This window comes from Myxococcus sp. CA051A, assembly GCF_013336705.1.
Classification (GTDB): Bacteria; Myxococcota; Myxococcia; order Myxococcales; family Myxococcaceae; genus Myxococcus; species Myxococcus llanfairpwllgwyngyllgogerychwyrndrobwllllantysiliogogogochensis.
Genome location: NZ_JABUMS010000022.1, coordinates 90,628 through 116,182, shown reverse-complemented (window position 1 = coordinate 116,182; position 25,555 = coordinate 90,628). Strand labels below are relative to the sequence as shown.

The window sequence follows — 25,555 nt, the reverse complement described above, 5'->3', positions numbered from 1 at the left end:
TCAGCCGTCGTTCGGATTCTCTGGCGGCTGGTCGGTGGGCATCTCGCCCAGCATCGGGAAGAAGCTTCCGTCCCGGTCCGCACAGAACGGATACGGCACCACGGAGTGTTTTGAGAGGTTGAGTCGCTTGTTGGTCCTGTCCTCGCAGTCCGCAAGTTCCTCGTAGCCGGACTCCTTGAACATGGCATCGCCGAGTGCCTTGTACTTCTTGTGCAATGCCTTCGTGTACTCTTCCCCTTGCTTGTCGCCCTTCTCCATCTCGGCGATGTTGTCGGGTTTGATCTCCAGGACCTGGCATTGGTGGATGCAGTCAATCCGACACCCGCGGCCCTTGTAACGCGGGTTCGGATTGTCGCAGTAGGTGGCCTCGATGGAGATCTCCGAACCCTCCGAACAGCTCGAGGCCTGGCGGCGCTTGTGCTCTTCCTGTCCGTATCGGATGTGCGCCCGGACCTTCGGGCTGTTCGAGCCGAGCAACTGGCCCTCCTTGATGTTCTCGATGCTCTTCATCCTCGAGATGAGCGCATTCTGGAGCTTCGGTGCGGACTTGACCTTCTTCTCCGCGACGAGGACCTCGACGGCCTTCAACATGCGGTCATATCGCCCGGTGATTGAACCCCACTGGCTGTTGAGCGTCGACGCATAGCTGTCCGAAATCTCCTTCACCTTCTGCTCCCAGTCGTACTCCTTGCAGAAGGCGTCGCGGATGGCATCGGCGTCCTGCTTCGCGGTCTTCCGGAACGCGAGGACATCACGCTCCCATTCCAGGAAGTCCTTCCGGAGTGCGCGGTAGTTCTCCGCGATGCCCACCGCATAGCGGCTGAGCTCCTGCCCCGCGCGCGCGACGTCGGGGTTCTTCTCTCCGAGGACGAGGTTCTTGCACGGGTCCTTCTCGTAGATCTCCGAGCGCCGGGTGTTCCAGTAGGCAAGTATCTTGTCGGCGGAGGCATCGAGGTTGCCCTTGATGCTCGACCAGTTCCCCTCGGTGAAGGAGAAGGCCTTGGCGGCCACCGCGCGGCGCTCCATCGCCTCTTTCTGGCGGTCGGTCTCCGCCTTCTTGCCCGTCCACGTCCGTTCAAGTGAGTCGGACATCTCCTTGAGCTTCACGACCCCTTGCGCGTGGTTGTCCTTGTTGCCGACCTGCTCACGAATCGTCTCCTGGAGCCGGACCTCGTCCGCGCGGCAGGCTCGGACGTCTCCTTCGAGGAAGTACTGCTCGGACTTCAGCCTGCGAATCGACTCGATGGCTTCCTTCAGCGACCTGGTGGGGGCCGGCCAGCGCTCCACGAGCTGGCGGGCCTCTGAGTCCTCGCCCTGGATGTCCTTCAGGTCGCCCAGGAAGCCCAGCACGTCCTCCACGGCGCGAAGCGCTTCGGAGATTTCCGAGGACGCATCGCCGCTGCGGGAGTCCAGGTCCCTGACCTTCGAGGCGATGGTCTGCAATCGCTCATCGAGCTTCTTGCGTATCACCGTGCGGACCTGCCCGAAGTTGCCGAGCTTTGACATCGCGTCCTTCGCCGCGTCGAACTCCTTGCCCTTCGCGACCTCGACGCACTTCGACTTCGTCTCTTCCATCCGCCGATTCCAGCGGTCCCAGATATCGTTGACGCCGTCTTGAAGTTCGCCCTTCACGTCCGACCAGCGGTTGTGTGACTCGGAGAAGTTCCGGGCATAACTCCGCCAGCGGTCCAGCTCGCCGTGGACCTCCTGGTGCTTCCGGTATTCGTCGTTGTAGATGCGGCCAATCTTCTCGGCTTCATCTGGAATCTTGAAGACCCCCGTCGGGTCCTTCTTGTCGACGAACGTCTGGATGAAGGATTTCAGGTTCCTTTCGGCCTCGTTACAGCGCTCGGCGAGGCGGGACTCGTCCGCCTTCACCTGCGCGTCCTTCATCCGCTTCAGGTACTGCGCCGACTCCCGGAACTTCGAGATGTAGTCCAGGTAGGAGTTCGCCATCGTCTTGCCCGGGTCATTCGGCGGGTTCAGCGACCTGAGTCGCTCCACGTCATTCCTGACGTTGCCCAGGGTGTCGAGCGCGGAGTCGATGTCGCTGGAACTCGAGTCGGAGACAATGCCGTCGAGCTTGTCCTTGATGCGGCTGAGGTTGTCTTCAACGGCGCGCACCTTGTCGTCGATTTCATCCGCCCCGGCGGGCAGGGCGACAAGCAGTACGAGCATCCCCGCGGTCAGTGTCTTCTTCATGGTCATCCCCCGGTCTCCAGCTTCCTGGGCCGCGCGCCCTTCACCTGGGCGTTCTTCGGAAACAGCTGCGCGGCCGCCTTCCAGTCAAACGCCTTGCCCAGCCCGGCCTTCGCCGGCTCCGCGCCGATAGACGGCGGTGAGACCTGCTCCCACTCCTCGGCGGTGAACCGGCTGGTCTGCTTCGAGGTTCGAGCGAACCAGCTCGCGTAGAGCGCGGGGTCCAGGTCGAATCCTCCGTCGGCGACGATGTTGCCTGCCTGCTTCTTGAAGGGGAGGTCCGCCAGCAGGTGCATGGACTTCTCGTCCACCGTGGGCGGTGGTGTCCCCTGCGTGGAGCGGAACGCGGCCCAGTTGCGGAAGAACGCGTTGTCCGTCAGGACCACCTCTCCCGGATTGGCGCTGGAGCGCACCGCGAAGTTGTCGATGTACTGGAACACATTCCCGTCCAGCACCGCGGGCGCGTTGCCTCCCAGCGCGACCCCGGTGCCCGTGGAGCTGGAGCCGTCATGGGGGCGGTTGCGGTTCCAGATGAACAGGAAGGTGTTGTCGCGAATCCTCGCGGGCCGCGTGCCGAAGCCTCCGGTGACGCGGATGCCGTCGGAGACCATGTTCACCACGATGTTGTTCTCGAACGTCACCGCGTTGCTCATCCGGACCGCGGCGCCCGCGCCATTGACGAAGGTGCAGTTGCGAATCACCGTCTCCGGCGAGGACACCCAGACGTGCTCGCTGTCGGGAGAGAGGTTGACGTCCAGGAAGCCGTCCGGGTCATACCGGTTGAGCGTGCGGCGATCCAAGACGAAGCCATCCACGATGAGCCCGGTGTGGTCGCCATTGCCCTCCAGCAGGTACCCCTGCGGAGACGTCTTCGAGTCGGACGGCCAGTGGAGGAGGGTGGGGGTATTCCAGGGGTCCCTGCGCTGGAAGTCCCGGTCCCATCCCCCGAGCAGCGTGAGGTATTGCTTGCCGTCCACCACCCACTTGCCGCTCTTCAGCTTGCCGCCGTACTCGCCCTGCGAGACCAGGATGCGGTCTCCGCGCTGGGCCTGCTCCAACGCCTGGAAGGGGTCCTTGAAGGGCCGCTCGCGCGAGCCATCGCCCTCGGTCGCGCCGGCACGCACGAACCAGTCCCGTCCCTTCGGGCGGGCGGCCATGGCGAGCTCCTTCTCGAAGGGCTCGACCGAGTCGATGACGAGGGCGTACCGAGGATTGCCCTCGCGGGCTCTCGCGGTGCCGCGCACGACGAAGAGGTCCCTGGGCGGGCCCGAGCCGTAGTTGGGGATGGCGTCGATGACGCGCTCGGCGGCGGTCCCCTTCCTGAAGAGTCCCGTGGCGCGCGCCTCGTTCTTCTCGTCGACCAGGAAGACGGCCTTGTGGGTCTCCCGCGAGGTTCCAACCGGGCCGTTGTCCGGGTTCGCCACGCCCTGGCTTCCGACGATGACCTCCACGTCCTTGCCGTCGTGGCCCTTCGGGTTCGCCTGGATGCTGGTGAGACTCACCCGTGTGTAGACCTTGGCCGGCGCCGCCGAGGAGGCCGTGGAGAAGGTCAGCTTGAGTCCCTTCGCGCGAGCTCCCTGCGTGAGTGAGGCATTGCCTGGAGAGACGAGCTGGGGGACGGCCCCCGGCGGATAGGCGGGCGCGAAGAGGGTGAGGGGCTCGCCCGTGGCGGGGAAGCCCGCGCCGGTGCGCGTCTCCTCCCAGGCCTTCGCGTCGAACTTCTTCCCGCGCCCCTCGCGGCGGGTGAACCGCTCGTACCAGGCCTGCTCGAAGGGGAGCTTCGGGTCCACGGCGACGTTGCCGCCCGCCCGCGCGAAGCCCACGTCCTCGGCGTCCGCGATGTCGGAGTCATCGAGCGAGGACTTCTTGCCCTCGAAGTAGAAGGCGGCGTTCGAGAAGAGGTTCCTCCAGAACGCGTTGCCCTGGAGCGTCACCTTGGAGGGCACCGTCACCTGGGCGCCGTGGTTGTCGGAGTGGACGACGAGGTTGTTCTCCAGGAGCGCCTTGTTCGTCACGTCGATGCCGGCGCCATCGGTGCCGCCCTCGGCGATGGCCTTGGTGGCCCAGATGAACGCGATGGTGTTGTTCCGGAGGGTGACGGGCGGGTCCTGGTCTCCGCCGCCCTTGGAGATGATGGCGGCGGAGATGGAGTTGACGATGACGTTGTTCTCCACCACGGCTCCGGGCGACGTGCGCACGGCGTGGAGGGAATTGACAATCATGCAGTTGCGCAGGACGCCGCCCCTGGCCAGGTCCACGGCGCCGTTGCGGTGGAGGGCGCTCGCGTCGAAGTTGCCGCCCTCGCCGACGTAGTCATAGGTGTCCTGCATGTCGATGAAGAAGCCATCGATGGTCGCGCCCGCCGTGTCTCGCTGGGCGCTGGTGCTGACTCGGGCGAGCGAGACATCCGGACGGTTTGGCGAGCCCTTGCGCCAGGTGAGCTCGGTGAGGTTCTTCCAGGGGTTGCGCTCCTGGAAGGCCGCGTCATAGCCGCCGAGCAACCGGACTCCTGGGAAGACGAGCTCCCAGTTTCCACGCTCCAGCTTGCCGTAATACCGCCCCGCGGCGACGTGGACCGCGTCGTTCGCCTCCAGGCGCTCCAGCGCCATCCAGGGGTCGGCGAAGGGCCTTTCCCGCGAGCCATCACCTCCCGTGGCGCCCGCGCGGACGAACCAGTCGCGCGCCTGGGCGGGAGCTGCGAGGCAGACGGCGGCCAGGATGAGCATCCAGCTCATGACACGGTGCATGAAGAACTCCTCGGGGAGAGTCAGCGAGAGGCGCGACTCGACCGGCCCGTCTTCACACACTTCACGCTGTCGTCATTTCCAGCACCGCGACAATGGCGTGCACAAAGGTGACATCACCCAGGAATAAGCCCTGGCTCAGGGGAGCTGGCGAGACTTCGCGCTCCATTGCGCGACCATCAGGTCGATGAAACGTCGCACCTTCGCTGGCAGGTATCGTTTGCTCGGGTAGATGGCCATGATGGGGACGACCTCCGTCTCGCAAGACGGCAGCAGCGCCTTGAGCCGCCCATTCGCCAGGTCTTCGTCGACCAGAAAGTCGGGAAGATAGGCGATGCCCTGTCCCGCGACGGCCGCATCCCTGAGCGCCTCGCCGCTGTCGAGACGAAGGCGGCTTCGCCCCTCCACCTTCACCGAGGAGCCGCCCTTCTTGCGCAGCTGCCAGTGTTGTCGTCGCGTCCGGCTGCTGAATATCAGGCAATCATGCGTCGCGAGTTCCTCCAGCGTTTCAGGCTCGCCGCGCGCCTCGAGGTAGGCAGGCGCGGCGCAGAGGACCGCCCGGTGTTGAGCCACGAGCCGTGAAACCAGGCGCGTGTCGGTGCTGGTCGTGTTGATGCGCACGGCCAGGTCGTAACCCTCCTCGATGATATCCGCGACGCGGTCCGTGAAGCTCACCTCCGCCTGCACTTCGGGCCAGGTCCGCAGATAGTCCCGCAGCAAGGGGAGGACATGCCGTCTGCCGAAGGCGTCGGGCACGGTGAGCCGCAAGGTTCCCCGGGGGTGGCCCGTGCGCTGACCGACGCTGGCTTCCGCTTCGTCCAGGGCCGCCAGGACTTGCAGGCAATGCTCATGGAAGACACGGCCATCGTCGGTGAGACTCACGTGGCGCGTCGTACGATTGAGCAGCCGCACCCCAAGGCGGGCTTCCAGCCGGGCCAGGGCCTTGCCAGCCGTCGAGCGTGTCAGTCCGACGGCCCGGCCTCCGCCCACGAAGCTGCCCGCGTCCACGACGGACATGAAGACGAAAATCTCATCCAACTGGGCGCGTTTCATGGAGGGCCCTCATTGTAGCCCCCAGCGTCGCTGGAGAGGCGAACGCCATTCGTCAATGGCCTCGGTATACGAGTCCGGCAATCACCTCTTCACGCCGGGGCGGCGACGTCCCCGAAACGCTTCCCGGCACAGCCCACTGGAGCGCACTCATGCCCGTCACCCTGCTCAACCCCGAAGGACTCCCGAAGACAGACGCGTATGGATACCGACAGGTGGCGATTGCCACCGGCACCCGGCAGGTGCACGTCGCGGGGCAGGTCGCGTACGACTCGAATGGCCAGCTCGTCGCACGCGGTGACCTGGCGGGACAGGTGGCGCGGTCCTACCGCAACGTCGCCATCGCGCTCGCGGCCGCTGGGGCGACGTTCCGTGACGTCGTCCGACTGACGTTCTACGTGGTCGACTGGAAGCCCGAGATGATGCCCGCCTTCCTCGCCGGCATCGAGCAGGTCGCCGCCGAGTTGCAGATTTCGCCAGCGCCGGCCTCTCTCATCGGAGTCTCCGTGCTCTTCGAGCCGGGCGTCCTCGTCGAGATTGAAGCCACCGCGGTCGTGGGCTGACCCACGTCGTAACCGAGCGTCCATTCGACAGCGGAGGAGTGGGGCCAGGACGGTTGTGCAGGGCCGCTCTCTTCGCGGATGCTCCGGCGATGACGGTCGAAGCCGAATCAGCCATGCCCCCGCCCCGGCCTCTCTCATTCCGGCGCAGGGCCGTGGCGACCCTCCTCGCGCTGTTCAATCCCGGTGTGGGTCATGCACTCATGGGACGGTGGCTGCGCGGAGCGCTGTGGGTGGGAGCCATCGTGGTGCTCAGCGCGAGCCTGCCGTTCATGGGCTTCGTCGGCGTCGTGGTGCTGCTGGCACTGTACGTGGCGGCCGTCGTGGATGTGGCGCGTGTAGCTCCACCCGCCGTGGGCGTGCCCTCGCGCTGGCGTGCGCTGCTGATGGTGGTGGGAATCTGGCTCGCGAGCAGCGTGGTGCTGAATGAGATTCGCGCCAGCGTCACGACGTCCTGGCGCATGCCGTCCGGGGGAATGCATCCCTCCCTCCTGCAGGGAGAAGTGCTCATTGCGGACGCCACAGTCGCGCCTCCGCTGAGGCGTCGCCCTCTGCTGCGCGGTGAGGTGTTGGTGTTCGACCCCCCGCACACTTCAGAAGGACCCTTTCTGCAGCGCATCGTCGCATTGGGCGGTGACACCGTGCGGATGGAAGCTGGCAGACTGTGGCTGAACGGCCAGCCCGTCTCGCGCCGGCTCACCGAGGACGCGTGCATCGCAACCGACCCGCCGCGGCAGGCGCCCGGATGCGCGGTGTACGAGGAGTTGTTGGGAGAACTCAACTACCGCATCCAGGTCGGCGGGGAAGGAGCGTCCCTCCCGACGGAAGAGGGACGCTGCCCAGCCCACCTCGAACTCGAGGGCACGAGCTGCAAGGTCCCCGAGGGGCACCTCTTCGTCCTGGGAGACAATCGCGACAACAGCTTCGACTCGCGTTACTTCGGCGCCGTGCCGGAAGCCAACATCCGCGGTGTGGGCTCCTACATCTTCTTCTCGTGGGCACCCGAAGGCAGGGCTCGGTGGGGCCGGCTCGGCCAATGGCTCCGGTGAGCATTCAGGGTGCTGTGGACTTCCACGAGAACGCCGGGCGGGGTTCGCATCACGTGGCGGATGCCGCCGTGCAGGCTCCAGACAACAGCTTCGGCTCCAGTTGCAGGCTGCGGCCTACAACGCGGGCGGTGGGGCTTCGTCCTTTCGCATGGTTGGAGGTGGCCTGCGCCTTGCTCTGTGGACCACGCAAGTGCTCGCAGAGGAGCAGGCTCACGGTTGCTCCCGTTCCATCCCCACACCCCAGGATTTCCCCATGCTTGGTCCCCTGAAGCGCATCGTCGACAACAGCATCGTCCGCTACTTGAAGGACGAGCCGAGTCCTCGGCCCACGCCCACTCCACGGCCCGCACCCTCGCCGGGCCCCGTGGACAGCTTCGAACCTGTTCCAGCGCCAAGGACAACTCCCTGCCCGCACCCGGGCCCGGCGCCGTCGAACGCCAGTCCCGGTGGGCCGAACTGCCCGGACCCGGCGCCCCTGACGCCTCCGTCCACCGACCCGAAAAACCCGACGCCGAAGATGCAAGTCCGTCCGGCCAGATCGGACCGCTACGATGAGTCCCGCAACGGAACGGACATCGACACCATCGTCCTTCACCACACCGCCGATAAGTCCGACAAGAGCAGCCTGGAGACGCTCACCGGCGAGGGGGGCGGTCTCATCGGTGAAGCCACTCGATGGGCGAAGGAGAAGAAGAACGGCGGCAAGGTCAGCGCCCACTACGTGATTGGAAAGGATGGGACCATCTATCACCTCGTCGCCGACGAGAAGCGTGCCTGGCACGCGGGTGGGGGGGCTGTGCACGGTGATAAGTCGAAGGACGTCAACGACCGCTCCATCGGCATCGAAATCGTCAACGACGGCGACGGCAAGGATGGCTACACCGAAGAGCAATACAAGGCGCTCGAGCAGCTCGTGCCCTATCTCTCCAAGCGCTACGACGTCCCCACCAAGAACGTCGTGGGCCACAAGGAGACCAACCCCGACAAGAAGGACCCCTCGGAGAACTTCGACTTCGGGCGTATCACCCGCGCCACCGAGAAGGTGCGGTAAGGGGCACACGGGACTCCAGGCATGCCCCCTGCCCGGAGCCCGTGTCGTGCGACACCGATGGGCCGTGAGTCAGGCGGAGCGCAGCTCTTCCGGGGCGCCCTCGCCAACCTCGAGGTGCGTTCGCAGCCAGTGTGCCAGCGCGTCTGCCTCCTCCTGGTCGGGGAAGCTGGCGATGGCTTCCTGGCGCGCCTCGCCGTCGGCGGTGGAGAGCTGGAGAGTGAGCTGATAGCTGCTCACCCGCTCCTTCTTGGGCATGTGAAGCTGGGGTTCGACGCGGAGAGACCGCACATCGCGCCACCGGACGTCGAGCCGGTGTTTGCGTTCGGAGAAGGGCGGCAGGGAGAGGCTTCGCGCCTGGGTGTGGAGGCGCACGTCATGGTGCCCTGACTTCAGCCGTTCGCGCGCCCACCGCCCGGCGAGTACACCGCAGGCGATGATGACCCCCCAGGTCCCCACGCCCACGGGCAGCGGGGCGGTGAATCCCCCCATGAATCCCCCGAGCGCGAAGCACGCCTGGGAGGCGCCCACCAGGGCCAGGGAGACCCGGATGGCCGGCCGCGGCCCATCGAGCGTCACGCACTCGCTGCCGTCCTCCCGGATGAAGGTGGACAAGCGGAACGGCTCTTCTTTCTTCGGGGTCCACCTCACCACGACCCACAGCCAGAACATCACCAGGTTGAAAGGCATCGCGCCCATGAGCGTGAACAGCCCCCAGCTATCCATGCCCGCCTGCAACACCGCCTCCGAGGGCTGACCAGGCCGGTAGTACACGGGGACGCTGGCCCCGAGGGGGTAGCGCGCGAGCTGCTCCTCCTCGTACCTGTGTATCCCCGAGCTCCCCGCGTTGAAGCTGTGCTTGTCGCCCTCGTAGGGCTGCCCGTCGACGGAGTAGGTGTAGGCCAGCTTCAGCTCGCGCCTGTAGCCCTTGCTCGTGTGCACCATCACCACCTCGCTCCGGGTGATGGTGCCCTGCGCGGAGGGCCAGCTCGCCACCTGTGCCTGGCGGACCATGGCGGAGATGGCGAAGAAGTCCAGGCCCCCAATGAGGACCGTCACCGGCAACACGACCACGATCATCAGGAGGGGCGAGCCCACGCGAACAGACATGGCCCCAGCCTATAGGGATACTCCGGAATGAACGAAAGGACGTCCGCTACGGGGCCCCCCTCCCGCAGGGTCCTGCGTGACGTCGCTCGCCGGACGGGTCACGTCGCCCATCACGAGCGTTTTCGACGCGGGCCCTTGTGCGGAGGCACTGTCGGCTCGGCCAGCGTCGCCATGGCGTCCACGAAGAGTCGGACCTTGGCCGGGAGATTCAGCCGGCTCGGGTAGACGGCGTGGATGGCCCGTGACATCGCGGGCCGGGGACCGAAGAGAATCTTCAGCCGGCCCTCACGGACGGCATCCCGGCAAAGGATGGCGGGGACGCGCGCGATGCCGACCCCGTCAATCGCCGCGTCGCACGCGAGTTCGAGGTCATTCACGGTCAGGACCGGGTCGATTCGAGACTTCACTCCCTCGGCCTCCCACGTCTCGAACGCACTGAAGCCAATGCAGCGCGCGGAGCGGAGGTCCCTGGCGCTCGGCATGCCGTACTTGGACAGGAAGCGGGGGCTCGCGACGAAATGGAACGGGCTCTCGCCGAGCTTTCTCGCCACGAGCGACGAGTCGTCGAGAGGGCCGATGTGAATCGCGACGTCCAGCCCCTCTTCGATGAGGTGGACGCGGCGGTCCGCCAGCACCAGCTCCACCCGCGCCTGGGGATGGCGCGCGAGGTACCGTGAAACCACGGGGGTCAGGTATCGCCGACCGTAGAGCACTGGCGAGGAGACCCGCAGCAAGCCCGTGGGCTCTGCCTGCCGCTGTTGCACCTCGCTGTTCGCCTCGTCGATCTGCGCGGCGATGGCGGCGCAGCGCTCGTAGTACGTCGCTCCGGCCCCGGTGACCCGCAGGCGCCGCGTTGTCCGTTCGAGCAGGCGCACCCCGAGCCGCGCCTCCAGATTCCCGATGCGCTCGCTGACGGTCTGCTTGGTGATGCCGAGCTGGCGCGCTGCTCGGGTGAAGCTCTCCTCTCGAACGACCGCGACGAAGAGCATCATGTCGGCTGGTGGAATCATGGCCGTCAATCCTAACCTGACAATGAGTTCGCTCTTGGCCACATTGTCAGGGCAGCCCTGGCGGCATCATGTTGCCGCTCGCCAACCTCAGGAGCTCACACATGAAGCTGTACTTCGCCCCTCGAACCCGAGCGACCCGTGCTCGCTGGTTGCTGGAGGAACTCGGGGTGCCCTACGAACTGGTCAAGCTTGACCTTGCTCGACAGGAGAACACCGCTCCCGCCTACCTGGCGGTCCATCCGCTGGGCGAAGTTCCCGCTCTCGTGGATGGAGACGTCACGCTGCTGGGGACCCTGGCCATCTGCCTCCATCTGGCTGACCTGTTCCCGGAGAAGGGCCTGGCGCCGCGGATGGCTTCCGCGGAGCGCGGCCTCTATTACCAATGGATGGCCTTCGCCGAGGTGAGCCTCGAGCCCGTGGTGATGGAGTTCCACGGACACGCGCAGTTGCCCGAAGAGCGGAAGGCGGCCACGCGCTCGAATGACGACCTCGCGAAGCTCGGGACTCGCCTCGCGACCCTGCTGGATGTCATCGACGAGGGCCTTGGCGGCCGCGAGTTCCTGGTGGGACACACGTTCACCGCCGCCGATGTGCTGATGGCATCAATCCTCCACCTGGCGCACACGCTGACGCTGCTCGACGGGCATCCGCGGTTGGTCGAGTACGTCAAAAGTCACACTCGACGCCCGGCGGTGAGGACGGCGGTTTCAGGGTAGGACACGGTGGAGGTCTCAAGGGGCGCGTTCGAAGACGGCCACCGCCTGGTCGTAGTCGACCGTCACGCGAAAGAACCTCAGCGCATTGCCTCCCAAGGCTCCTTCGACGGGCTTGTCCATGAACTGCGACATGAACTCACGGAAGTTCGGGTCGGGCCGGGTGGTGAACCAGACGGGGCCGACCTCATGACCCGCCACCTCGATGCGGGGAACCTCGATGAGCGTTGAGCCTGGAAGGTAGGTGTCTGCATCCTCGATGACCCGCCAGTCCGGGTGACGCTGGTGCCAGCGCTCGAAGGTGGAGCGAGTGATGAAGTTCGTCGCCCGGGTCGCCGGCCGCTCATCCGCGAGCACCTTCCTGGCGGACTCCGTGAGAGACAGCATCGCGCCCGTGTCGAAGAGCAGGTCGAGCGTCTCTCCGTCCACCCGAACCTGGATGCGAGGAAAGTTCGCCTGCCTTTTTCCCGTCGCATCAGTCGGAAACCCCAGCGCCACCCGGTGAGCGGGAGCGACCTCCGGAACGTCTCTCGCCGCGCGCAGCCACAGCTTTCCGCCGGGGTAGTCGAAGGTCCAGACCCGTCCGGCGAACCAGCCCTGACCAAGCATTCCATCCCCGAGTTCAGACAGGACCCTCTCCATTGCCGCCACGGGGAGCTGTCCCTCGGTGCCTTCGGGCATTGGCATCCAGGCTTCATTTCGGAAGTCGGGCATCCGTACCCAGTCCCCGGAATCCTCACTTCCTGCCGCTCTGGCAATCCGTTGCAGTCCCAGTCGCGTCACGGCATCCGCCAGGATGAAGAGGCCTCCCCCCGTGTCCGTGTAGAACGTCAGCGTCTGCCCTTCGAGCGTCACGGGCTGCACGAAGAATCGGTCCTCGCTGAACTTCACCGGCAGCGCGAGCGGTCGGCCGGGCACCGATGCGGGAGTCTTGAGCGCGTCACTGGGGCTCGGCGTGGTGGCGCAGGACACCAACATTCCGAAGAGCATCAACAAGAGTCGCTGCGGCATGCGTGCGGTTCCTTTCGGGGTGTTTCCATCCTGCGACATTCACCACGGACTCCGGCGCGTGAACCACCGGGTCGAGCAGGCCGCTGCGCAGCACCGTGCAACGCCTTGCGCAGACGACGCCCGCGGGACGCAATATCAGGCAGACACCGTCGTGGCCCAGGTGGTGCAAGCTGGCGTCCACGACTCAACAGGGAGCACCTGCTCCTCTCGATGCTTTCCGGGCCCGGCGGAAGCACTCATCCCCCACCTCACGACCGCCATGCCTTCCACTTTCCCTCGTCACGCATCCAGGGGAGCCCTGCGCCTCTGTCTGGGTGTCGCGCTCCTCGCCTGGATGGGCTGCCGCTCACGACCTCCCGCCGAGTCCGTCGCCGCGCCCACGAGCACGGCGGTCAGCGCGCCCTTCGACGTGGCCTCCGTCATGAGGCAGGTCCACTTCGCCTACCGCCCCGAGGGCGAGCAGTGGAGCGGGGGCCATTCGACCTATGAGGTCCGGGCCTCCACGAACGGAATGTCGCGGTGGCGTCCAATGGCGTGGACTCTGGAGTTCCTCCAGGAGGGGCGTGTCGCCGCCTCCCGTCGACCCTGGAACCGGGAATGAGAGGCCAGGGACGTCCGGATGTGGCTGTGAGGCGCATCCAGGGGCGGGCGCCTCGGCGCCGTTTGCCTTCGCGCTCGTGCTCCTCCTCGGACGGCTTGCGCGCCGGGGTTCCCGTTCGTTTCTATCGGTATAGGCAGCGCACGCTTAGAGTGCTCCCCGTCACGTCGTCAGGCCCAGAAGGGCCGGGAGCCAGGAATGTCGCCGACGCTGAAGTGGGTGCTTGGAGCGCTGGTGGGACTTCCGTTGATGTGCTGCGGCTGCGGCGGCATGTGGTTCCGGGGTCAGTTTCCCCATGAGGAGGCGCTCGCGCGGGTCGTGAACCATCAGCAGGTCATCCAGACACTCGGCGCGCCCGTGAGTGGCAGCTTCTTCTTCTCGGGCACGACCCAGGCTCGTGACGATAACGCAGTCGCCGAAATGCAGATTGCTCTCTCGGGAAGCAAGCAGGACGGCGTGCTGCATGTGAAGGCGGTTCAGACAAGCCAGGTCTGGGGATTCAGCCGCCTTCGAGTGATGGCGCAGGACGGCAAGGTCATCAACGTCGTCGCCGAGTTCTGAACAGGCCCATGACTCGGCTCGATGAACTCGGTGAAGTGACAACGTTCGCGGAAGTCGCCAGGCGGTTTGCCGGAGCGGATTGGCTCACCTCGTTCCTGGAGACCGAGGAGTTCAACGACCCGGAGACCAATGGCATCGTCGTGCCACGCATCGTCAATGGCAGCGTGCGTTGCGAGGACACCATCAAGAGCGGGCGCGGCCCATGGGCCGTCGTCATCGATGGAGACCTCGAGACGAGTGGTGACCTCGTGTGCAGGACCAACGACTACCTGTCGAGCGCACTGGTCGTGACCGGCGACGTGCGAGCGAGAAACGTGCGCTTCGCCGCGAGCGCACGCGTCGAGATAAAGGGCGACCTGATTGTCGGCGGCGGGCTCGGCATCGTGAGTGGAGCGTGGGGCGACGGCGGCGCGGTATTGGTGGCGCGCTCGTGTGAAGCCGCACTCGTGTTGCTGGATGGCACCACGTGCGTCGACGCGGACCGGTGCCGACGCACGGTGGTGTGTGGGGCGCGCGGTTGGACCGAGTTCACCCCCGACATCCACGACCACGCGACGTTCGATGAAGTGTTCGAGCCCACCGTGTTCGATGCGGACGGCTCTGTCGACTATGACCGCGTGATGTCCCTCGCGAACGCAGGGCACTCCGCGCTGAAGCCCGAGGTCGAGGACCGGCTGCGTCAGGGCAAGGGCCTGGCACCACGCGCGGCGCTCACGTGGCTGGCGAGTGATTCGCGCAGCCAGGCGCTCATGGCGCTCGGCGATGACGCGTCGATGGCGGTGCTCGTCGAGCTGTTGGCGGAGCGCGGCCACTCGGTATCCATTGAGAGCCTTACGCGCTCGGTGCGAGCCATGCGTGGAGTTCGTCTCGGTGGACCGGCCCCAGGCACTTGAACCAGGGCCTGACGCCGCCCTCCTGGCGCAGGCATCCTGGCGCTCCCGATTCGTTCCTCTTCAATCAACAGGCCCGGGAGCTCACCACCGTTGGCGCGCTGTCCCAGACATCCATCATCCTGAGCAACGACCCCCAGGTCGACCGTTGCGGAAGGAATGCAGCGGCGTCTGTCGCACTTCAGAGGGCTCCTTGCCGGACGTGGGAAGGGCTGTGGACAGGCATTGACGCGCGTATCACGCAGTGACCGGATTGGGGGCGCCTGACGCGGAAGGTCCGGCTTCGCGCGGCAGGTCAGGGCCCGAGGAAGGGCTCGACGGTTGTAATCATCGCGGGGGACTCGAACAGGTCGTAGTGCGTGTGGCCGGGCAGGATGGCGAGGCTCGACTTGGGGCGACCGCTGCCGTCGAGGCCACCGTCGCGCTGGCCTCCGCCGAGCAGCTCGTAGAACCGCGCGATGTACGAGGGCGGCATGGAGTCCGCGTCCGCGAACACGAGGAGCACGGGCATGGCGAGCTTCGACACCTCCACGGACCAGTCGTAGGGCCGGCGCTGGAGCTCGCCGGTCTTGTCGATGAGGCGCGCGAAGCCCGTCGCATCAGGCGCGATGGCGGCGTAGGTCTGGTACACCGGCGCGGGCTTCATCATGTCGGCGAGCGCGCCCGTCAGGTGCTGGAACGCCGTGGCCACCTCCGGGTACCAGCCGGTACTGCTGAACGGCGAGCTCACCACGACGAGCTTGCGCACCCGCGACGGATGCTGGATGGCGAGGCGCAGGCCGACGCCCCCGCCGAGCGAGTAGCCCAGTACATCCGCCTGCGGCACGCGCAGCTCGTCGAGCAGGGCCGCGAGGTCGTCCGCCAACTGCTCGTAGCGCAGGGGTCGGTCGATGTCGGCGGTCCTGCCGTGGCCCTGGAGGTCGACCGAGATGAGCTGGCGTCCCTGCGCGAGGCGCGTCGCGACCGGCGCGTCCATCAGGGTGTTGTGGAGCCCTCCGTGCAACAACACGAGCGGCATGGCTCCGTCAGCGAGGGCGCCGCGCACCTCGTAATAGAGGCGCAGGCCATTCACCTGGGCATGGCCGGTCTTCGTCGGAAGGGTGGGGGACGTCATGGGGGAAGCGCCTCGGGAGGAGGGAATGGAGGAGCAGGAGACGGCGAGGAGGGACAGCGCGACAAGGAGCGTTCTCACCCGAGCACCTCCGGCAGACCGAAGGCGGCCCTCAGCCTGGGTTCGAACGTCGTAATCTCGTGGATGCGGCCGTCGCGTACATGCAGCACGTCGAGCTTGAAGGCGCGCAGCTCGGGGTCTCCCGGTCGTCGCAGGTAGCTCATGGCCGCGGGCATGCGGTTGGCCCACGCCGGCACCAGTCGCCACTCTCCCATGGCATTCGCGCGCTCCATGAGCGGGAGCACCTGGTCCACGCCCTCGAAACACGCGGGCAGTGGGGGCATGGTCACCCGCACGTCGCGCGTGAGCAGCGCGATGGACGCCTTGCAGTCGCCGCTCTGGTGCGCCGAGATGAACGCCTCCAGCAGCGCGCGCTCGTCGGCGCTCACCGCGTCGCCGCGTGCGAGGGGCTCGTGGCGGGAGAGCGTGGCGCGGGCACGCTGGAGGCTGCTGTTGACCGCCGCGACCGAGGTCTCCAGCAGGGAAGCCGTCTCGGCCGCGGACCAGTCCAGGAGCTCGCACAACACGAAGGCCGCCCGCTGCCTCGGCGGCAGTCGCTGGATGACGGCCAGGTAGCCCAGGGCGATGGACTCGCGCGTGACGGCCTCCTCTTCAAGCAGGACGTCCGGGTAGGGCTGCAGCCAGGGAATCTCGGCGAACGAGCGCGCGGAGGCCGCCTGCCGCGAAGAGCTTCGCAGGTGGTCGAGGCAGGCGTTCGTGGCGATGCGGTACAGCCAGCGCCGCATCCCGGCTTCACCGCCGCTCGCGTCGAACGCATCGCGCGCATTCCACGCGCGCAGCAGCGTTTCCTGCACCAGGTCGTCGGCCTCCGCGAACGAGCCGACCATGCGGTAGCAGTGGAGATGCAGCGCGCGGCGGTGCGGTCGCACGAGCGCGTCGAAGGCGGTCATCGGGGGCGGGGAGGGTGTGGTCTCTATCATCCACACCCAAACGACGCGGAGGGACCGGAATCATCGGTCGACCGATGATTCCTCCCCGGCCCCAGTGAAAACGCGGGCTTGGCGCGGCTTCGATGCAGGCCCGCGCGAGGGCGGCTCAGAGCTTGAAGAGGTAGACGGCGCCGCTGTCCTCGCTGCTGTTGTCCGCCTGGTTGCCGTTGATGCCCTTCGCCTTGCTGTCCTCGTAGGGGACACCCACACCCAGCAGGTAGCCATCCGCCGAGAGCGCCAGGCGCAGGCCAAAGTTGTCGTTGACCCCCGTGTTGGAGGCTTTGACGTAGGCCTGCTGCTCCCACGCGGTGCCACTTCGGGTTCGGTGTCTCGTGCGTCGTGAGTCAGGCGGAGCGCAGCGCTTCCGGCGCGGTCGCATCCACCTTGAGGTGTATTCGCAGCCAGTCCGCCAGCGCGTCTGCCTGCTCCTCGCGCCCGGTGGCCCCGAGCACCTGCGTCGGGGTCGTCAGAACCGTCCCGACAGGCCCAGCATGCTCCCCTTCGCGTCGAGGGCGAGCACCGGCAGGAGGCTCACCTCGGCGGCGGGGGCCGAAGGCGCCATGTTCGAGGCGTGGGACACCTCGTAGCCGATGAGTGAGCCGGCCATGGCGAATGCCGGGAAGAGTAGCGGCGCGATATCCTCGTGCTTCTTCGGAACCAGCGTCGAGGCCAGCAGCCCAAGGCCGCCCCCGGTTCCAGCCCCCAGCAATACGCCCCCGAAGGTCCCTCGGCCCCGGGTGGCCCGCCCACCCAACCAGACGCCCAGCGGAGCACCTATCGCGGCCCCCACGAGAAACCCACGCCCTGCTCCATCGAGGTTCAGGAAGTCGAAGCGGGACGGTGGATCCTCCCGCAAGCTCGTCGCGCCGATGATCATTCCGGGGATCGCCGCCGCCATCGAGGTCGCGGCCATGAGTCCCACCTCGGCCGCGATGCGCCCCACATACCGTCCACCACTCTCCTCCCGAGGCGCATCCACCAGCGGGGCCGGGCTGAGAGGCTGTGGGCTTGACGCCATCTCACCGGGCGACGCTTCGGCTTCCGATGCACGGCCGACTCCTGGCGCGAGGAGGACCCATCCGAGCGCCACGAACGACGACCAGGTCGACAGATGCCTGAGGGTATTCATGCCCGGTCGCCCAGCAAGAAGCTGGCCCTGTCCCAGTCTCCCCATCCTCGACGGCGCCCATGTCAGGGCTGTGCAATTCCTTGCACAATCCAGAGGTCGATGTGAACGCGGCTGCACAGCCTGGCGCGTACACGCTTCTCCAGTGGCTCCAAGGAAGGCACTGGCTCAGCCCATCCATCGGGAGGGGCTGACTCAGGTCTTGCTTCGAAGCCCGTTCCCCTCCCACGGCAGCGCGAGCTCGGTCAACCAGGAGGCGCTCTCCTGTGTGTCCACGCGCAGGAACGTCTCGCGCAGGGGAAGGGCTGGGGTGCGCTCCTTCGAGTGAAGGGATGCGAAGAGGCGAGCCCAGGATGGGCCCACGGACTGGGGCGCCCCTGAGTGGACGAGCGTGACTGCCTGGACCTCGGGCACCTCCTCGATGGTGACACCTCGCGGAGTGGCTCCCGGTGCCAGGGGGACACACCAGGACACGTCCGCGTCCTCCTCGCGGTACTCCGCCTCGTGAAGGAGGCAGAAGGGCGCACCGGCCACGTGGGGGCCGCACGCGGCGAACAGCCTGGGGAAGGCCACCGACGCGTCGGAGTACCGTCCCCGGGCCCGGTGCACGGCGACGCGGGCCGGAGGGAGCCAGCGCTCGAGGAGTGGCGGCGGTGCGCGCAGGTACGCCTCCGCCTGGGCCTGGTTTCGCAGCAGGGTGTCCAGCGCGAGCACGGAGCGGTGCGCGCTGGCGGCCTCGTCGGCGAGCCGGGCGCGCGCGCGCCCCAGTTGCTCCGCGAGCGAGGCGCCCGTCGCCACCTCCGTGAGCACTCCCTGAATCTCTTCCAGGGACAGTTTCAGGTCGCGCAGCGCGCGCAGCGTGTGGGCCAGGGCGATGTCGCGCTCGGTGTAGTAGCGATAGCCAGAGGAGGGGTCCACGCGCGAGGGTTCGAGCAGTCCCTTCTCCTGGTAGAAGCGCAGGGCCTTCACGGTCAGCCCGGTGATGCGCGAAGTCTCGCCAATGGAATACAGCAGTCCGCTCACCGCTCCTCCTCCAAGAGGAAGGCGCGCACAGTGGCCGCGAAGGACTCGGGTTGCTCCTCGAAAGGGAAGTGCCCGCTGTCCGCCAGCTCCACCAGTCGCGCGTGGGGAATCGCCTCTACCACACGCTCCGTGGCCGAGCGCGGCTGGAGGTCCTGGGCGCCATGGATGACGAGCGTGGGCGCGCGCACCCGGCGCAACCATTCCGTCCAGTCGTGATGCCGGCCCAGGCTCAGGTAGAGCCCCAGCGAGAGAAAGCCTCCCGCGGTGCCGGCGCCTGGAAGCTTCGCGTCGGGGCGGGCGTGCCGCGTGGCCTGGACGTACAGGGGGCCGAAGGCGGCGAAGTGCTCGGCGAGTCGGGCCTCGTCGTCCTTCAGGCGGGCAGGGAAGTCGAAGGTGTGCTTCAGCCACGCCGCCAGCTCGCGTTGGCCCGTTGCGTCCAACCGGGCCCTCACCTGGGTGAACAGGTCGCCATCACCCGCGGGCATCGTCACCAACGGGGCGGGTGCCACCAGCACGAGGGCCTCGACCCGCTCCGGCCACTCCGCGGCGTAGAGCGCGGCCACCAGGGCCCCGAAGGAGTGTCCCACGAGCGTGAGGCGCTCCTTGCCCAGCAGTCGCCGGATGCGCTCGAGGTCCGCGAGCTGCGCGGCGAGTCCCAGTCGCAGCTCCACCGCCTGCATGGCCTGCCACGTGCCGCCAGGGGGCGCGTGGGTGAAGGGCCGCGACGAGGCGCCGCAGCCTCGCTGGTCATAGAAGTGCCAGCGCAGGGCGTCACCCGTCATGGTCGCCCCGCGCCAGGGTTCCGCTGGCGGGAGTCCAGGGCCGCCATGCACGACGACGACGTCCCGCCCATCACCCACGGCCACGTGGTGGAGCCTCACGTCCGGCGACACCTGCCAGGACGGCCCATCCGCACGTTGTCCTGGGGGAACGTCCAGCGTTTCGCCCCGCGCGGCCAGCAACTGCTCCACGGTGCCTGGTTGGAAGAGCGCTCGCCCCATCCACCACCAGGTGCCCGCTGCCGCCGCGACCAGCAGGACGAGTGTTCCAAGAACTCCTACCATGACCATCCTCCGAGACCTGTTTCCGGGTGACATGGAGCGGAGGGTGGCGGTCTCCCCTTGGGGGAGAGTCAAGCGGAGGCGGCCCACGCGAGCATGGAATTCATCGCCCGCGGCCGGGCCTATGGCCGCGTGACGTGTACGAGGCTCGTCATCGCGTCCACGTACAGGGTCGTGTCGTCGGCATACAGCGGCAGCAGAGGCGTGACCGATACCTGGTTCAGCTTCGTCTTGCGGAGCTGCTGCGTGGCCGGGTCCTTGAACACGGCGAACGGGACATCCTGGATGACGTAGGGCTCGCCATCCACGTGGCCGATGATCATCAAGACGTGACCGGGAACGACGATGAGGTCACCCACCTGCGCTTGGGCCAGCGCGCGCAGCCGCTCGGCGTGCGAGTCCTGCGCAGTGAAGAGGCGGTGATTCAGCGCCTCGCTCTTGCCCTGCATCCCGGAGTTGGGCGGCAGGAACAGCCCCAGGCTGCGGTACACCTCGCTGGTCAGTCCGCTGCAGTCGCGTGCATTGAACTGGTGCCCCCAGCCGTAGCGCTCGCCGAGGAACTTGAACGCCTGGCGGAGGATGTTGGCGCGTGTCATTGGCAGATAGCCCGGCGCGGTGTCGGCGGTACGGCGCAGCAGCGCGCTCTGGAACGCCAGTGTGCCGTCCTGCTCGCGCACCGGCAGCAGCACCGGCCACGATGCATAGCTGCTGGCGCCGTTGACGGGCTCACCGGGTGCCACGTCGGCCCGTGGCAGCGCGACCCCCATGTCGAGCTCGAGCTCGGACACTCCGGGTGCTTCCGGCGTGGAGACTGTGCGCACCTGGTCGCCCGTGACGACGCGCCCGGGCGCTTTCGCCACGTACGAGAACACCGCGTCCGCCGAGCCTTCCGCGACATCGGCGCGCCGGACCCATGCGGGACCCTGGGTCGTCATGACGAGCAGCCATTGTTGGTCCGCGCTGTGGTGCGCGATGATGACCGGCTCGCCAGGGAACAGGATGCCGGCCTGCAGGCTTTCGTAGTCGCGCAGGTTCTCCGCCGCGAAGAACTTCTGGTCGGACGGCAGTGACCGCAGGGTCGTGCGCCGCACGCTGAGGCCGTAGCGCGCGGTGGAGGCTTCGGGGATGTGTTCGGTCGCGGTGTTCTGGCGCGGCTCTTCGAGCATCGCCTCCGTCACCGGTCGGCCCTGTTCGTCGATGACTGCCTGGATGGGTGTCTGCTGCGCATCCTTGACCCAGCCGGCGACCTGCGCCCGCGTCAGCGTGGCCGGGATGCGCTTCAGGTCGATCAGGCCGCCATCCGGACCGAAGGCGCGCATGCGCTTGGCCGCCACCTGGTTGGCATCGAGCAGCACCTCGTCGGGAGATGGCGCGCGGCGGATCCAGAACTCGGGCGACAGCATGTCTTCGCTGAACGCGGGCACCCCGGATGGAGACACGGCGAGCGCGGACGGCGCGGCGCAGGCGGCAAGGCTGGCGGTGGTCCCCATCACCGCGAGCGAGAGAATCCGCGTGCGCCATGTGCGTGCGCCAGCCCGGCACGTCGTCGCACGAGGCTGAGTGGAGGGGGATGCCAGGCGGCTCATTCGTTCAACTCCCAGGGGGGAAGACGGCTCATGCGGCCGTGCATGCGCGCGGGGGCGAGCAGGTCATCGCACTTGTAACTGGCTGCTCACCCTCAGGCACAACGAACTCTGGGCGAGAGCTATTTCGCAGGCGCGCGGCGTTTTCTCCGGGAGGCAGTCGCTCCAGAAGCTCCTTGAACGGACGGCTCGCCTTGTCGGCTGCTCGCCGCCTTCACGGGCCCACTGGGATGCCCCTCCGTCAGGGCTGTTGTCGCCTCGGAGTTCACGGCTCGTTCACTGGCCGCGACGCGCTGGCGCTCATGGCAGTGACGCGCTCGCGATGCGGCGACCGGGTTTGGGAGGCACATGGGTGCGCTTCTCGCGCAAGCTCATGGCCACTCTCGCGGTCGGGCTCAGCCCAGCCCCGCCGTCACGCTCGCCACCAGCCAGAAGGTCCCCCTCACGATGTTGCCGGGCCGTAGCTGGGGCGTCGCCTCGTCTGCCGCCGCGAGGACGTCATAGGTGCCTCCATAGGTCCGCACGAGGGCGTGCTGGAACTGGTGGCCGGTGACGCCGTTGGTGCGCACGTCCGCGGCCTCCACCTGCCCGGCGAAGTAGGCCCGGGGCTCGACCGGGGGAGGAGTGCTGCTCTTCGACAGGAGCGAGGCAGGATTGGGGATGAAGAGCTTCGAGCCCCGCAGCGCCTTCCCCGGCTTGCGCGAGGTCAGGTAGGCCGCCTCGTCCGGCCAGGCCTGCAGCGACTCCGCGAAGGCGCACGGCGCAAGTTCCAGCACCATGCCGGGCCGGATGCGCTCGCGCACCAGCGCGAGGTCATCGAGCTGCGTGGCGAACGGGTAGAGGACGTGGCCTTCGGAGTCGACCATCTCTGCCTTCAGCGGGTCGCAGAGGCGGCAGCTCTCGTGGAGGGCGAAGTCGGTGGCGCGGACCCGCAGGCGCGACTCCGCCCGGAAGCCCGGGATGGCGCACTGCACCTTGTGCGCGTGGTTGAAGACGAAGCTGTAGCTCGCGCCCGAAGTGTCGGACCACACCTTCAACTCGTGGTCGCGTGTCGTGCCCGCGACCGTGGTGTGCTCCAGCAGGGAGTCCAGGACGCGCCCGAAGGCCGCCTTGTCGTTGGCGTGGATTCCGATGCAGGCGAGGTGGTTTGCCATCCACCGAAGGTAGCACGCGCCTGTTGCTCCACCGCGCCTCGCGGTTCGTCCAGGACACGCAGCGAAATTGACCCGTGCTACCGTCGAAAACCTGCGCTTGCAGCACCGGGGTTGTTGAAGTGCTTGATGGATTGGATCGCCGCGCCATGACTGCAATAACGAATATCGCGACGCAGGTTCGGCAGCACTGGCTGGAGCGGCACCTCAACGTCCAGCCGGTCGCGATGAAGGAACTCGTGGACGCGTGGCGGTCGCTTCCTGGCGTACTTCCAGAAGAATACGAGGCGTTCCTCCGCATCGCCGGGCTTCCAACGGATGAGGATGCCCAGGGGTTTCGTTTCTGGTTGCCGGGGGAGCTTCGCGCGACCGCCGATGTTCTCCGAGACGCAGGGTACGGCTGCAACGCCACGGAGGCGTCTGTCATCTTCGTCGACTACTTTCAGCAGTCGTGGTGGTACGCGCTGTGGGTGTCAGGGCCATGGAAGGGATACGTGTCTCTCGTCCTGGGCACCAAGAGCGGCAATGATCCTCGGTTCCCGTTAGGGAGCCTGGAGGAATTCCTGCTGGCGTACATCAAGGACGACGAGGAATTTCTGTGTCGGGGGATGCCGAAGATAGGCGAGGAGCGCTGACGTGGAGGCGAGGCCCGGCGCCCCGCGGCCCCCTGCGCTGTCGAAGGTCTCAGCGGCGGTATAGGTTTCGCGCATGCGCGACCTGCAATCGCACCGATGGATGTGGGTCAAGGCGATCCTCTTCGTCGTCATCGGCCTGATGTCGTCGGCGCTCGTCCTTCTGCAGTTGCCCGAGTGGCGTGTCCTGCTCCTGCTCAGCCTCGCCATCTGGGCCTTCTGCCGCGCCTACTACTTCGCCTTCTACGTCATCGAAAAATACATCGACCCCTCATTTCGTTTCTCCGGCCTTGGCTCTGTCCTCCGCTACCTCATCAACAGGCGATAGCGGTGCGCGCCAAGGTCGTTGTGGGATGCCCGTTCGAGTGCTGGGGGCCGAGGAGGGGAGCACGAGATGGGCAGCCGGCTGCACAGGTGTTGGAGGCGGGACGGCTACGTGTCCGCACGCCTTGGCGACCGCCCCCTGTATGCGCCGGGAGGCATACCGGCCCACGCTCGGAAGGCTCGCGAGAAGGCCTCGTCAGATGCATAGCCAACGGTGCTGGCAATCACCTTGAGGCTCTGGTCAGACGACGCGAGGAGCTGTGCGGCGGCTCGCATGCGCCACGACGTGAGGTACGCGAACGGCGTCTCCCCCACGATGTCGTGGAAGGTCTCCGCGAAGGTCGACCGCGACATCATCGCCTCCTCCGCGAGACGTTCGAGCGTCCATGCTTCTCCTGGCGCGCGATGAATCGCAGCCAGCGCCTTCGTGATTGCCGGGTGTCCGACTCCTCGCAGCCAACTGGCGGTCCGAACATCGAGACCGATGCACGCGCGAACGACCTGCACGAAGAGGAGCTCCGCCAGCCGCGTCAGGACGAGTGATGCCCCGGGCTTCCGGTCGATGGCCTCGGACGTGAGCGCGGCGACCAGATGCCGCGTCGCCCCCGAGAGCTCTTCGTGTTTCAAGCTCACGACTGGTGGCAGCGCGGTGTCGAAGAGCGCGCGGTCAATCTCGTCGACCTCGAGGGTCCCACAGATGACCTGGGTTCGCGCGCCGGTGCCGCCGCCGCGGAAGAAAGAGGTCGCGCTCTTGGACCTGGCGCGAAGCCGCTCGAAGGGCTCGGCGCGCGTCTTGAGCGAGTCCTTGAGCTCGTGCGCCATGCCCGCGCGGACCAACGCGACACCGCCCGCCAGGAGGGGGAGGGCACGGCGAGTCCCGCGCACGGCGAGGACCGCGCTGCCTTCGGGAATGACGTAACAGACGTAGGCTCCGAGACCCTCGGTGCTGACTCCCCAGGGCGCCGCGAGCTCGCTCGCACCGAAGACGCTCGCGCGAAGCCTCACGGTGGAGAGAAGCGACGTCAGCGCATCGTCGGACGTTCCATCAACCATTCGAGACGCTTCGTAGCAGGTCGTCCGAGACCATGGCACCCGAACTTGAACTCCACGAGGTGCTGATGTCGAGAGACGTTAGAGGAAAGGCCTTCGTCTTCGCCGGTGGGACGAGTGGCATTGGTCGAGCCACCGCGCTCGCGATGGCGCGGCGACACGCGGACGTGCTCGTGTTGGGCCGAGATGCCACACGGGGCGAAGCCACGGCGAAGCTGCTGCGTGACGCCGGAGCCGGTGACGCGCGGTGGGCACGGGCAGACCTCTCGTCGGTCGCGGGCATCGGAGCCGCTGCTCGCGACATCCTGGCCTGGCGCAGGACGTTCGATGGCCTCATCCACTCGGCGATGAGCGTGGACCTGCGGGCGCGGACGCGTCAGTCGACGGCCGACGGCTATGAACACGCCTTCGGCCTGCAATACCTCGCGCGGGCCGGGCTCAACCTGAAGCTCGTCGATGCGCTCGCGGCGTCCGGAGATGGACGGATTCTTCACATCGGCGCCAGCCCTCCCGCGCGGCTCGTGCCGGATGTGGGCGACCTTCAATTCGAGCGTCGCAAGTGGACGCTCACGGCTTCGCTCATGTCGTCGCAGGTGCTCGGCTTCCTGCACGTTCAGGAGGCCGCGCGAAGGTGGAAAGACCTGCCCATCAGCATCGCGATTTCATGCGTGGGTCCTACGACGACCGACTCGATTCGCGAGCAGCCGTGGTGGGCCCGCGCGCTGTACGCACTCATCGCGACGACGCCGGAGCGCTCGGCTGAAAACGGCCTTCGCTTCCTGCTCGATGAGGACGTCCGGCGCGCGCGAGGTGCCGCGCTCAAGAGTCCGAAGAAATATCAGCCCACAGCGATTGCGTACGACGCCGAGCTGGCGGCCAGCGTCTGGAGGCTCGCCGAAGCCATGCTGCGCCCGGGTTCGTGACTCGCGCCCAGGACAAGA

General features: G+C 67.1%; 26 protein-coding genes. 10 read left to right on the top strand and 16 right to left on the bottom strand.

Translation table 11 applies throughout. The annotated features are described in order from the left end of the window. The 3 genes from HUA74_RS39870 to HUA74_RS39860 all read right to left on the bottom strand — a co-directional run bounded on the left by HUA74_RS39870 (position 1) and on the right by HUA74_RS39860 (position 5,996). On the bottom strand, positions 1 to 2,202 hold the full coding sequence (locus HUA74_RS39870; RefSeq protein WP_174458773.1) for a hypothetical protein: 2,202 nt from the start codon (positions 2,200 to 2,202) through the stop codon (positions 1 to 3). Between the two features lie 2 nt (positions 2,203 to 2,204). Next, the gene (locus tag HUA74_RS39865) at positions 2,205 to 4,946 is read right to left on the bottom strand and encodes a right-handed parallel beta-helix repeat-containing protein (RefSeq protein WP_174458772.1); all 2,742 of its coding nucleotides are present in this window, start codon (positions 4,944 to 4,946) and stop codon (positions 2,205 to 2,207) included. Between the two features lie 135 nt (positions 4,947 to 5,081). Continuing rightward, the gene (locus tag HUA74_RS39860; RefSeq protein ID WP_174458771.1) at positions 5,082 to 5,996 is read right to left on the bottom strand and encodes a LysR family transcriptional regulator; all 915 of its coding nucleotides are present in this window, start codon (positions 5,994 to 5,996) and stop codon (positions 5,082 to 5,084) included. 149 nt (positions 5,997 to 6,145) lie between these two features. Between HUA74_RS39860 and HUA74_RS39855 the strand changes: the two genes are divergently transcribed. The 3 genes from HUA74_RS39855 to HUA74_RS39845 all read left to right on the top strand — a co-directional run bounded on the left by HUA74_RS39855 (position 6,146) and on the right by HUA74_RS39845 (position 8,653). Next, positions 6,146 to 6,556, top strand: a complete 411-nt coding sequence (locus tag HUA74_RS39855) for a RidA family protein (protein ID WP_174458770.1) — start codon at positions 6,146 to 6,148, stop codon at positions 6,554 to 6,556. 152 nt (positions 6,557 to 6,708) lie between these two features. After that, on the top strand, positions 6,709 to 7,602 hold the full coding sequence (lepB, locus tag HUA74_RS46185; RefSeq protein ID WP_174458769.1) for a signal peptidase I: 894 nt from the start codon (positions 6,709 to 6,711) through the stop codon (positions 7,600 to 7,602). A gap of 253 nt (positions 7,603 to 7,855) precedes the next feature. Then, positions 7,856 to 8,653, top strand: a complete 798-nt coding sequence (locus tag HUA74_RS39845) for an N-acetylmuramoyl-L-alanine amidase (protein ID WP_174458768.1) — start codon at positions 7,856 to 7,858, stop codon at positions 8,651 to 8,653. A 69-nt stretch (positions 8,654 to 8,722) separates the two neighbouring features. On the opposite strand, the gene HUA74_RS39840 is transcribed toward HUA74_RS39845, so the two are convergent. Next, positions 8,723 to 9,760, bottom strand: a complete 1,038-nt coding sequence (locus HUA74_RS39840) for a DUF3592 domain-containing protein (RefSeq protein WP_174458767.1) — start codon at positions 9,758 to 9,760, stop codon at positions 8,723 to 8,725. A gap of 110 nt (positions 9,761 to 9,870) precedes the next feature. Next, positions 9,871 to 10,770 (bottom strand): LysR family transcriptional regulator, encoded by a 900-nt coding sequence (locus HUA74_RS39835; RefSeq protein WP_174458766.1) that lies wholly within the window; start codon positions 10,768 to 10,770, stop codon positions 9,871 to 9,873. A gap of 101 nt (positions 10,771 to 10,871) precedes the next feature. Between HUA74_RS39835 and HUA74_RS39830 the strand changes: the two genes are divergently transcribed. Continuing rightward, positions 10,872 to 11,486, top strand: coding sequence for a glutathione S-transferase family protein (locus tag HUA74_RS39830; protein WP_174458765.1), 615 nt, complete (start codon positions 10,872 to 10,874; stop codon positions 11,484 to 11,486). Positions 11,487 to 11,501: 15 nt separating this feature from the next. Here HUA74_RS39830 and HUA74_RS39825 read toward each other — a convergent pair whose 3' ends face one another. Further along, entirely contained in the window at positions 11,502 to 12,494 is a 993-nt protein-coding gene (locus tag HUA74_RS39825; protein WP_174458764.1) for a hypothetical protein, read from the bottom strand. A 279-nt stretch (positions 12,495 to 12,773) separates the two neighbouring features. Then, positions 12,774 to 12,917, bottom strand: a complete 144-nt coding sequence (locus HUA74_RS39820; RefSeq protein ID WP_174458763.1) for a hypothetical protein — start codon at positions 12,915 to 12,917, stop codon at positions 12,774 to 12,776. A 62-nt stretch (positions 12,918 to 12,979) separates the two neighbouring features. Between HUA74_RS39820 and HUA74_RS46965 the strand changes: the two genes are divergently transcribed. The 3 genes from HUA74_RS46965 to HUA74_RS39810 all read left to right on the top strand — a co-directional run bounded on the left by HUA74_RS46965 (position 12,980) and on the right by HUA74_RS39810 (position 14,546). Further along, the gene (locus HUA74_RS46965; protein WP_371817385.1) at positions 12,980 to 13,228 is read left to right on the top strand and encodes an MYXO-CTERM sorting domain-containing protein; all 249 of its coding nucleotides are present in this window, start codon (positions 12,980 to 12,982) and stop codon (positions 13,226 to 13,228) included. A 62-nt stretch (positions 13,229 to 13,290) separates the two neighbouring features. Further along, complete coding sequence (locus HUA74_RS39815) at positions 13,291 to 13,653, top strand: cytochrome c oxidase assembly factor Coa1 family protein (protein ID WP_174458762.1); 363 nt, start codon at positions 13,291 to 13,293, stop codon at positions 13,651 to 13,653. Positions 13,654 to 13,661: 8 nt separating this feature from the next. After that, on the top strand, positions 13,662 to 14,546 hold the full coding sequence (locus HUA74_RS39810) for a hypothetical protein (RefSeq protein ID WP_174458761.1): 885 nt from the start codon (positions 13,662 to 13,664) through the stop codon (positions 14,544 to 14,546). Between the two features lie 292 nt (positions 14,547 to 14,838). Here the strand turns inward: HUA74_RS39810 and HUA74_RS39805 are convergent, their stop codons facing one another. The 8 genes from HUA74_RS39805 to HUA74_RS39770 all read right to left on the bottom strand — a co-directional run bounded on the left by HUA74_RS39805 (position 14,839) and on the right by HUA74_RS39770 (position 22,611). Then, a complete protein-coding gene (locus HUA74_RS39805; RefSeq protein WP_174458760.1) occupies positions 14,839 to 15,657 on the bottom strand; it encodes an alpha/beta fold hydrolase in 819 nt (272 codons plus the stop codon). A 74-nt stretch (positions 15,658 to 15,731) separates the two neighbouring features. Continuing rightward, positions 15,732 to 16,625: an RNA polymerase subunit sigma-70 gene (locus HUA74_RS39800; RefSeq protein WP_254625470.1), complete on the bottom strand. Its 894-nt coding sequence runs from the start codon at positions 16,623 to 16,625 to the stop codon at positions 15,732 to 15,734. 145 nt (positions 16,626 to 16,770) lie between these two features. Next, positions 16,771 to 17,043: a hypothetical protein gene (locus HUA74_RS39795; RefSeq protein WP_174458758.1), complete on the bottom strand. Its 273-nt coding sequence runs from the start codon at positions 17,041 to 17,043 to the stop codon at positions 16,771 to 16,773. An 87-nt stretch (positions 17,044 to 17,130) separates the two neighbouring features. Further along, the gene (locus tag HUA74_RS39790; RefSeq protein ID WP_174458757.1) at positions 17,131 to 17,577 is read right to left on the bottom strand and encodes a hypothetical protein; all 447 of its coding nucleotides are present in this window, start codon (positions 17,575 to 17,577) and stop codon (positions 17,131 to 17,133) included. A 408-nt stretch (positions 17,578 to 17,985) separates the two neighbouring features. Beyond that, the gene (locus HUA74_RS39785; protein ID WP_174458756.1) at positions 17,986 to 18,813 is read right to left on the bottom strand and encodes a MerR family transcriptional regulator; all 828 of its coding nucleotides are present in this window, start codon (positions 18,811 to 18,813) and stop codon (positions 17,986 to 17,988) included. Then, positions 18,810 to 19,877 (bottom strand): alpha/beta fold hydrolase, encoded by a 1,068-nt coding sequence (locus tag HUA74_RS39780; protein ID WP_174458755.1) that lies wholly within the window; start codon positions 19,875 to 19,877, stop codon positions 18,810 to 18,812. The genes HUA74_RS39785 and HUA74_RS39780 overlap by 4 nt, the downstream gene beginning before the upstream one ends. A gap of 119 nt (positions 19,878 to 19,996) precedes the next feature. Then, positions 19,997 to 21,460, bottom strand: coding sequence for an SH3 domain-containing protein (locus HUA74_RS39775; protein ID WP_254625462.1), 1,464 nt, complete (start codon positions 21,458 to 21,460; stop codon positions 19,997 to 19,999). A gap of 392 nt (positions 21,461 to 21,852) precedes the next feature. Then, positions 21,853 to 22,611, bottom strand: coding sequence for a hypothetical protein (locus tag HUA74_RS39770; protein ID WP_246137514.1), 759 nt, complete (start codon positions 22,609 to 22,611; stop codon positions 21,853 to 21,855). A gap of 146 nt (positions 22,612 to 22,757) precedes the next feature. Between HUA74_RS39770 and HUA74_RS39765 the strand changes: the two genes are divergently transcribed. Both HUA74_RS39765 and HUA74_RS39760 read left to right on the top strand, forming a co-directional pair. Then, positions 22,758 to 23,243, top strand: a complete 486-nt coding sequence (locus HUA74_RS39765; protein WP_174458754.1) for a hypothetical protein — start codon at positions 22,758 to 22,760, stop codon at positions 23,241 to 23,243. 73 nt (positions 23,244 to 23,316) lie between these two features. Continuing rightward, positions 23,317 to 23,568, top strand: coding sequence for a hypothetical protein (locus HUA74_RS39760; RefSeq protein ID WP_174458753.1), 252 nt, complete (start codon positions 23,317 to 23,319; stop codon positions 23,566 to 23,568). Between the two features lie 104 nt (positions 23,569 to 23,672). Here HUA74_RS39760 and HUA74_RS39755 read toward each other — a convergent pair whose 3' ends face one another. Next, positions 23,673 to 24,617, bottom strand: a complete 945-nt coding sequence (locus HUA74_RS39755; RefSeq protein ID WP_174458752.1) for an AraC family transcriptional regulator — start codon at positions 24,615 to 24,617, stop codon at positions 23,673 to 23,675. Between the two features lie 32 nt (positions 24,618 to 24,649). Here HUA74_RS39755 and HUA74_RS39750 point away from each other — a divergent pair, with 32 nt between their 5' ends. After that, a complete protein-coding gene (locus HUA74_RS39750; RefSeq protein ID WP_174458751.1) occupies positions 24,650 to 25,537 on the top strand; it encodes an SDR family NAD(P)-dependent oxidoreductase in 888 nt (295 codons plus the stop codon). Positions 25,538 to 25,555 lie beyond the last annotated feature (18 nt).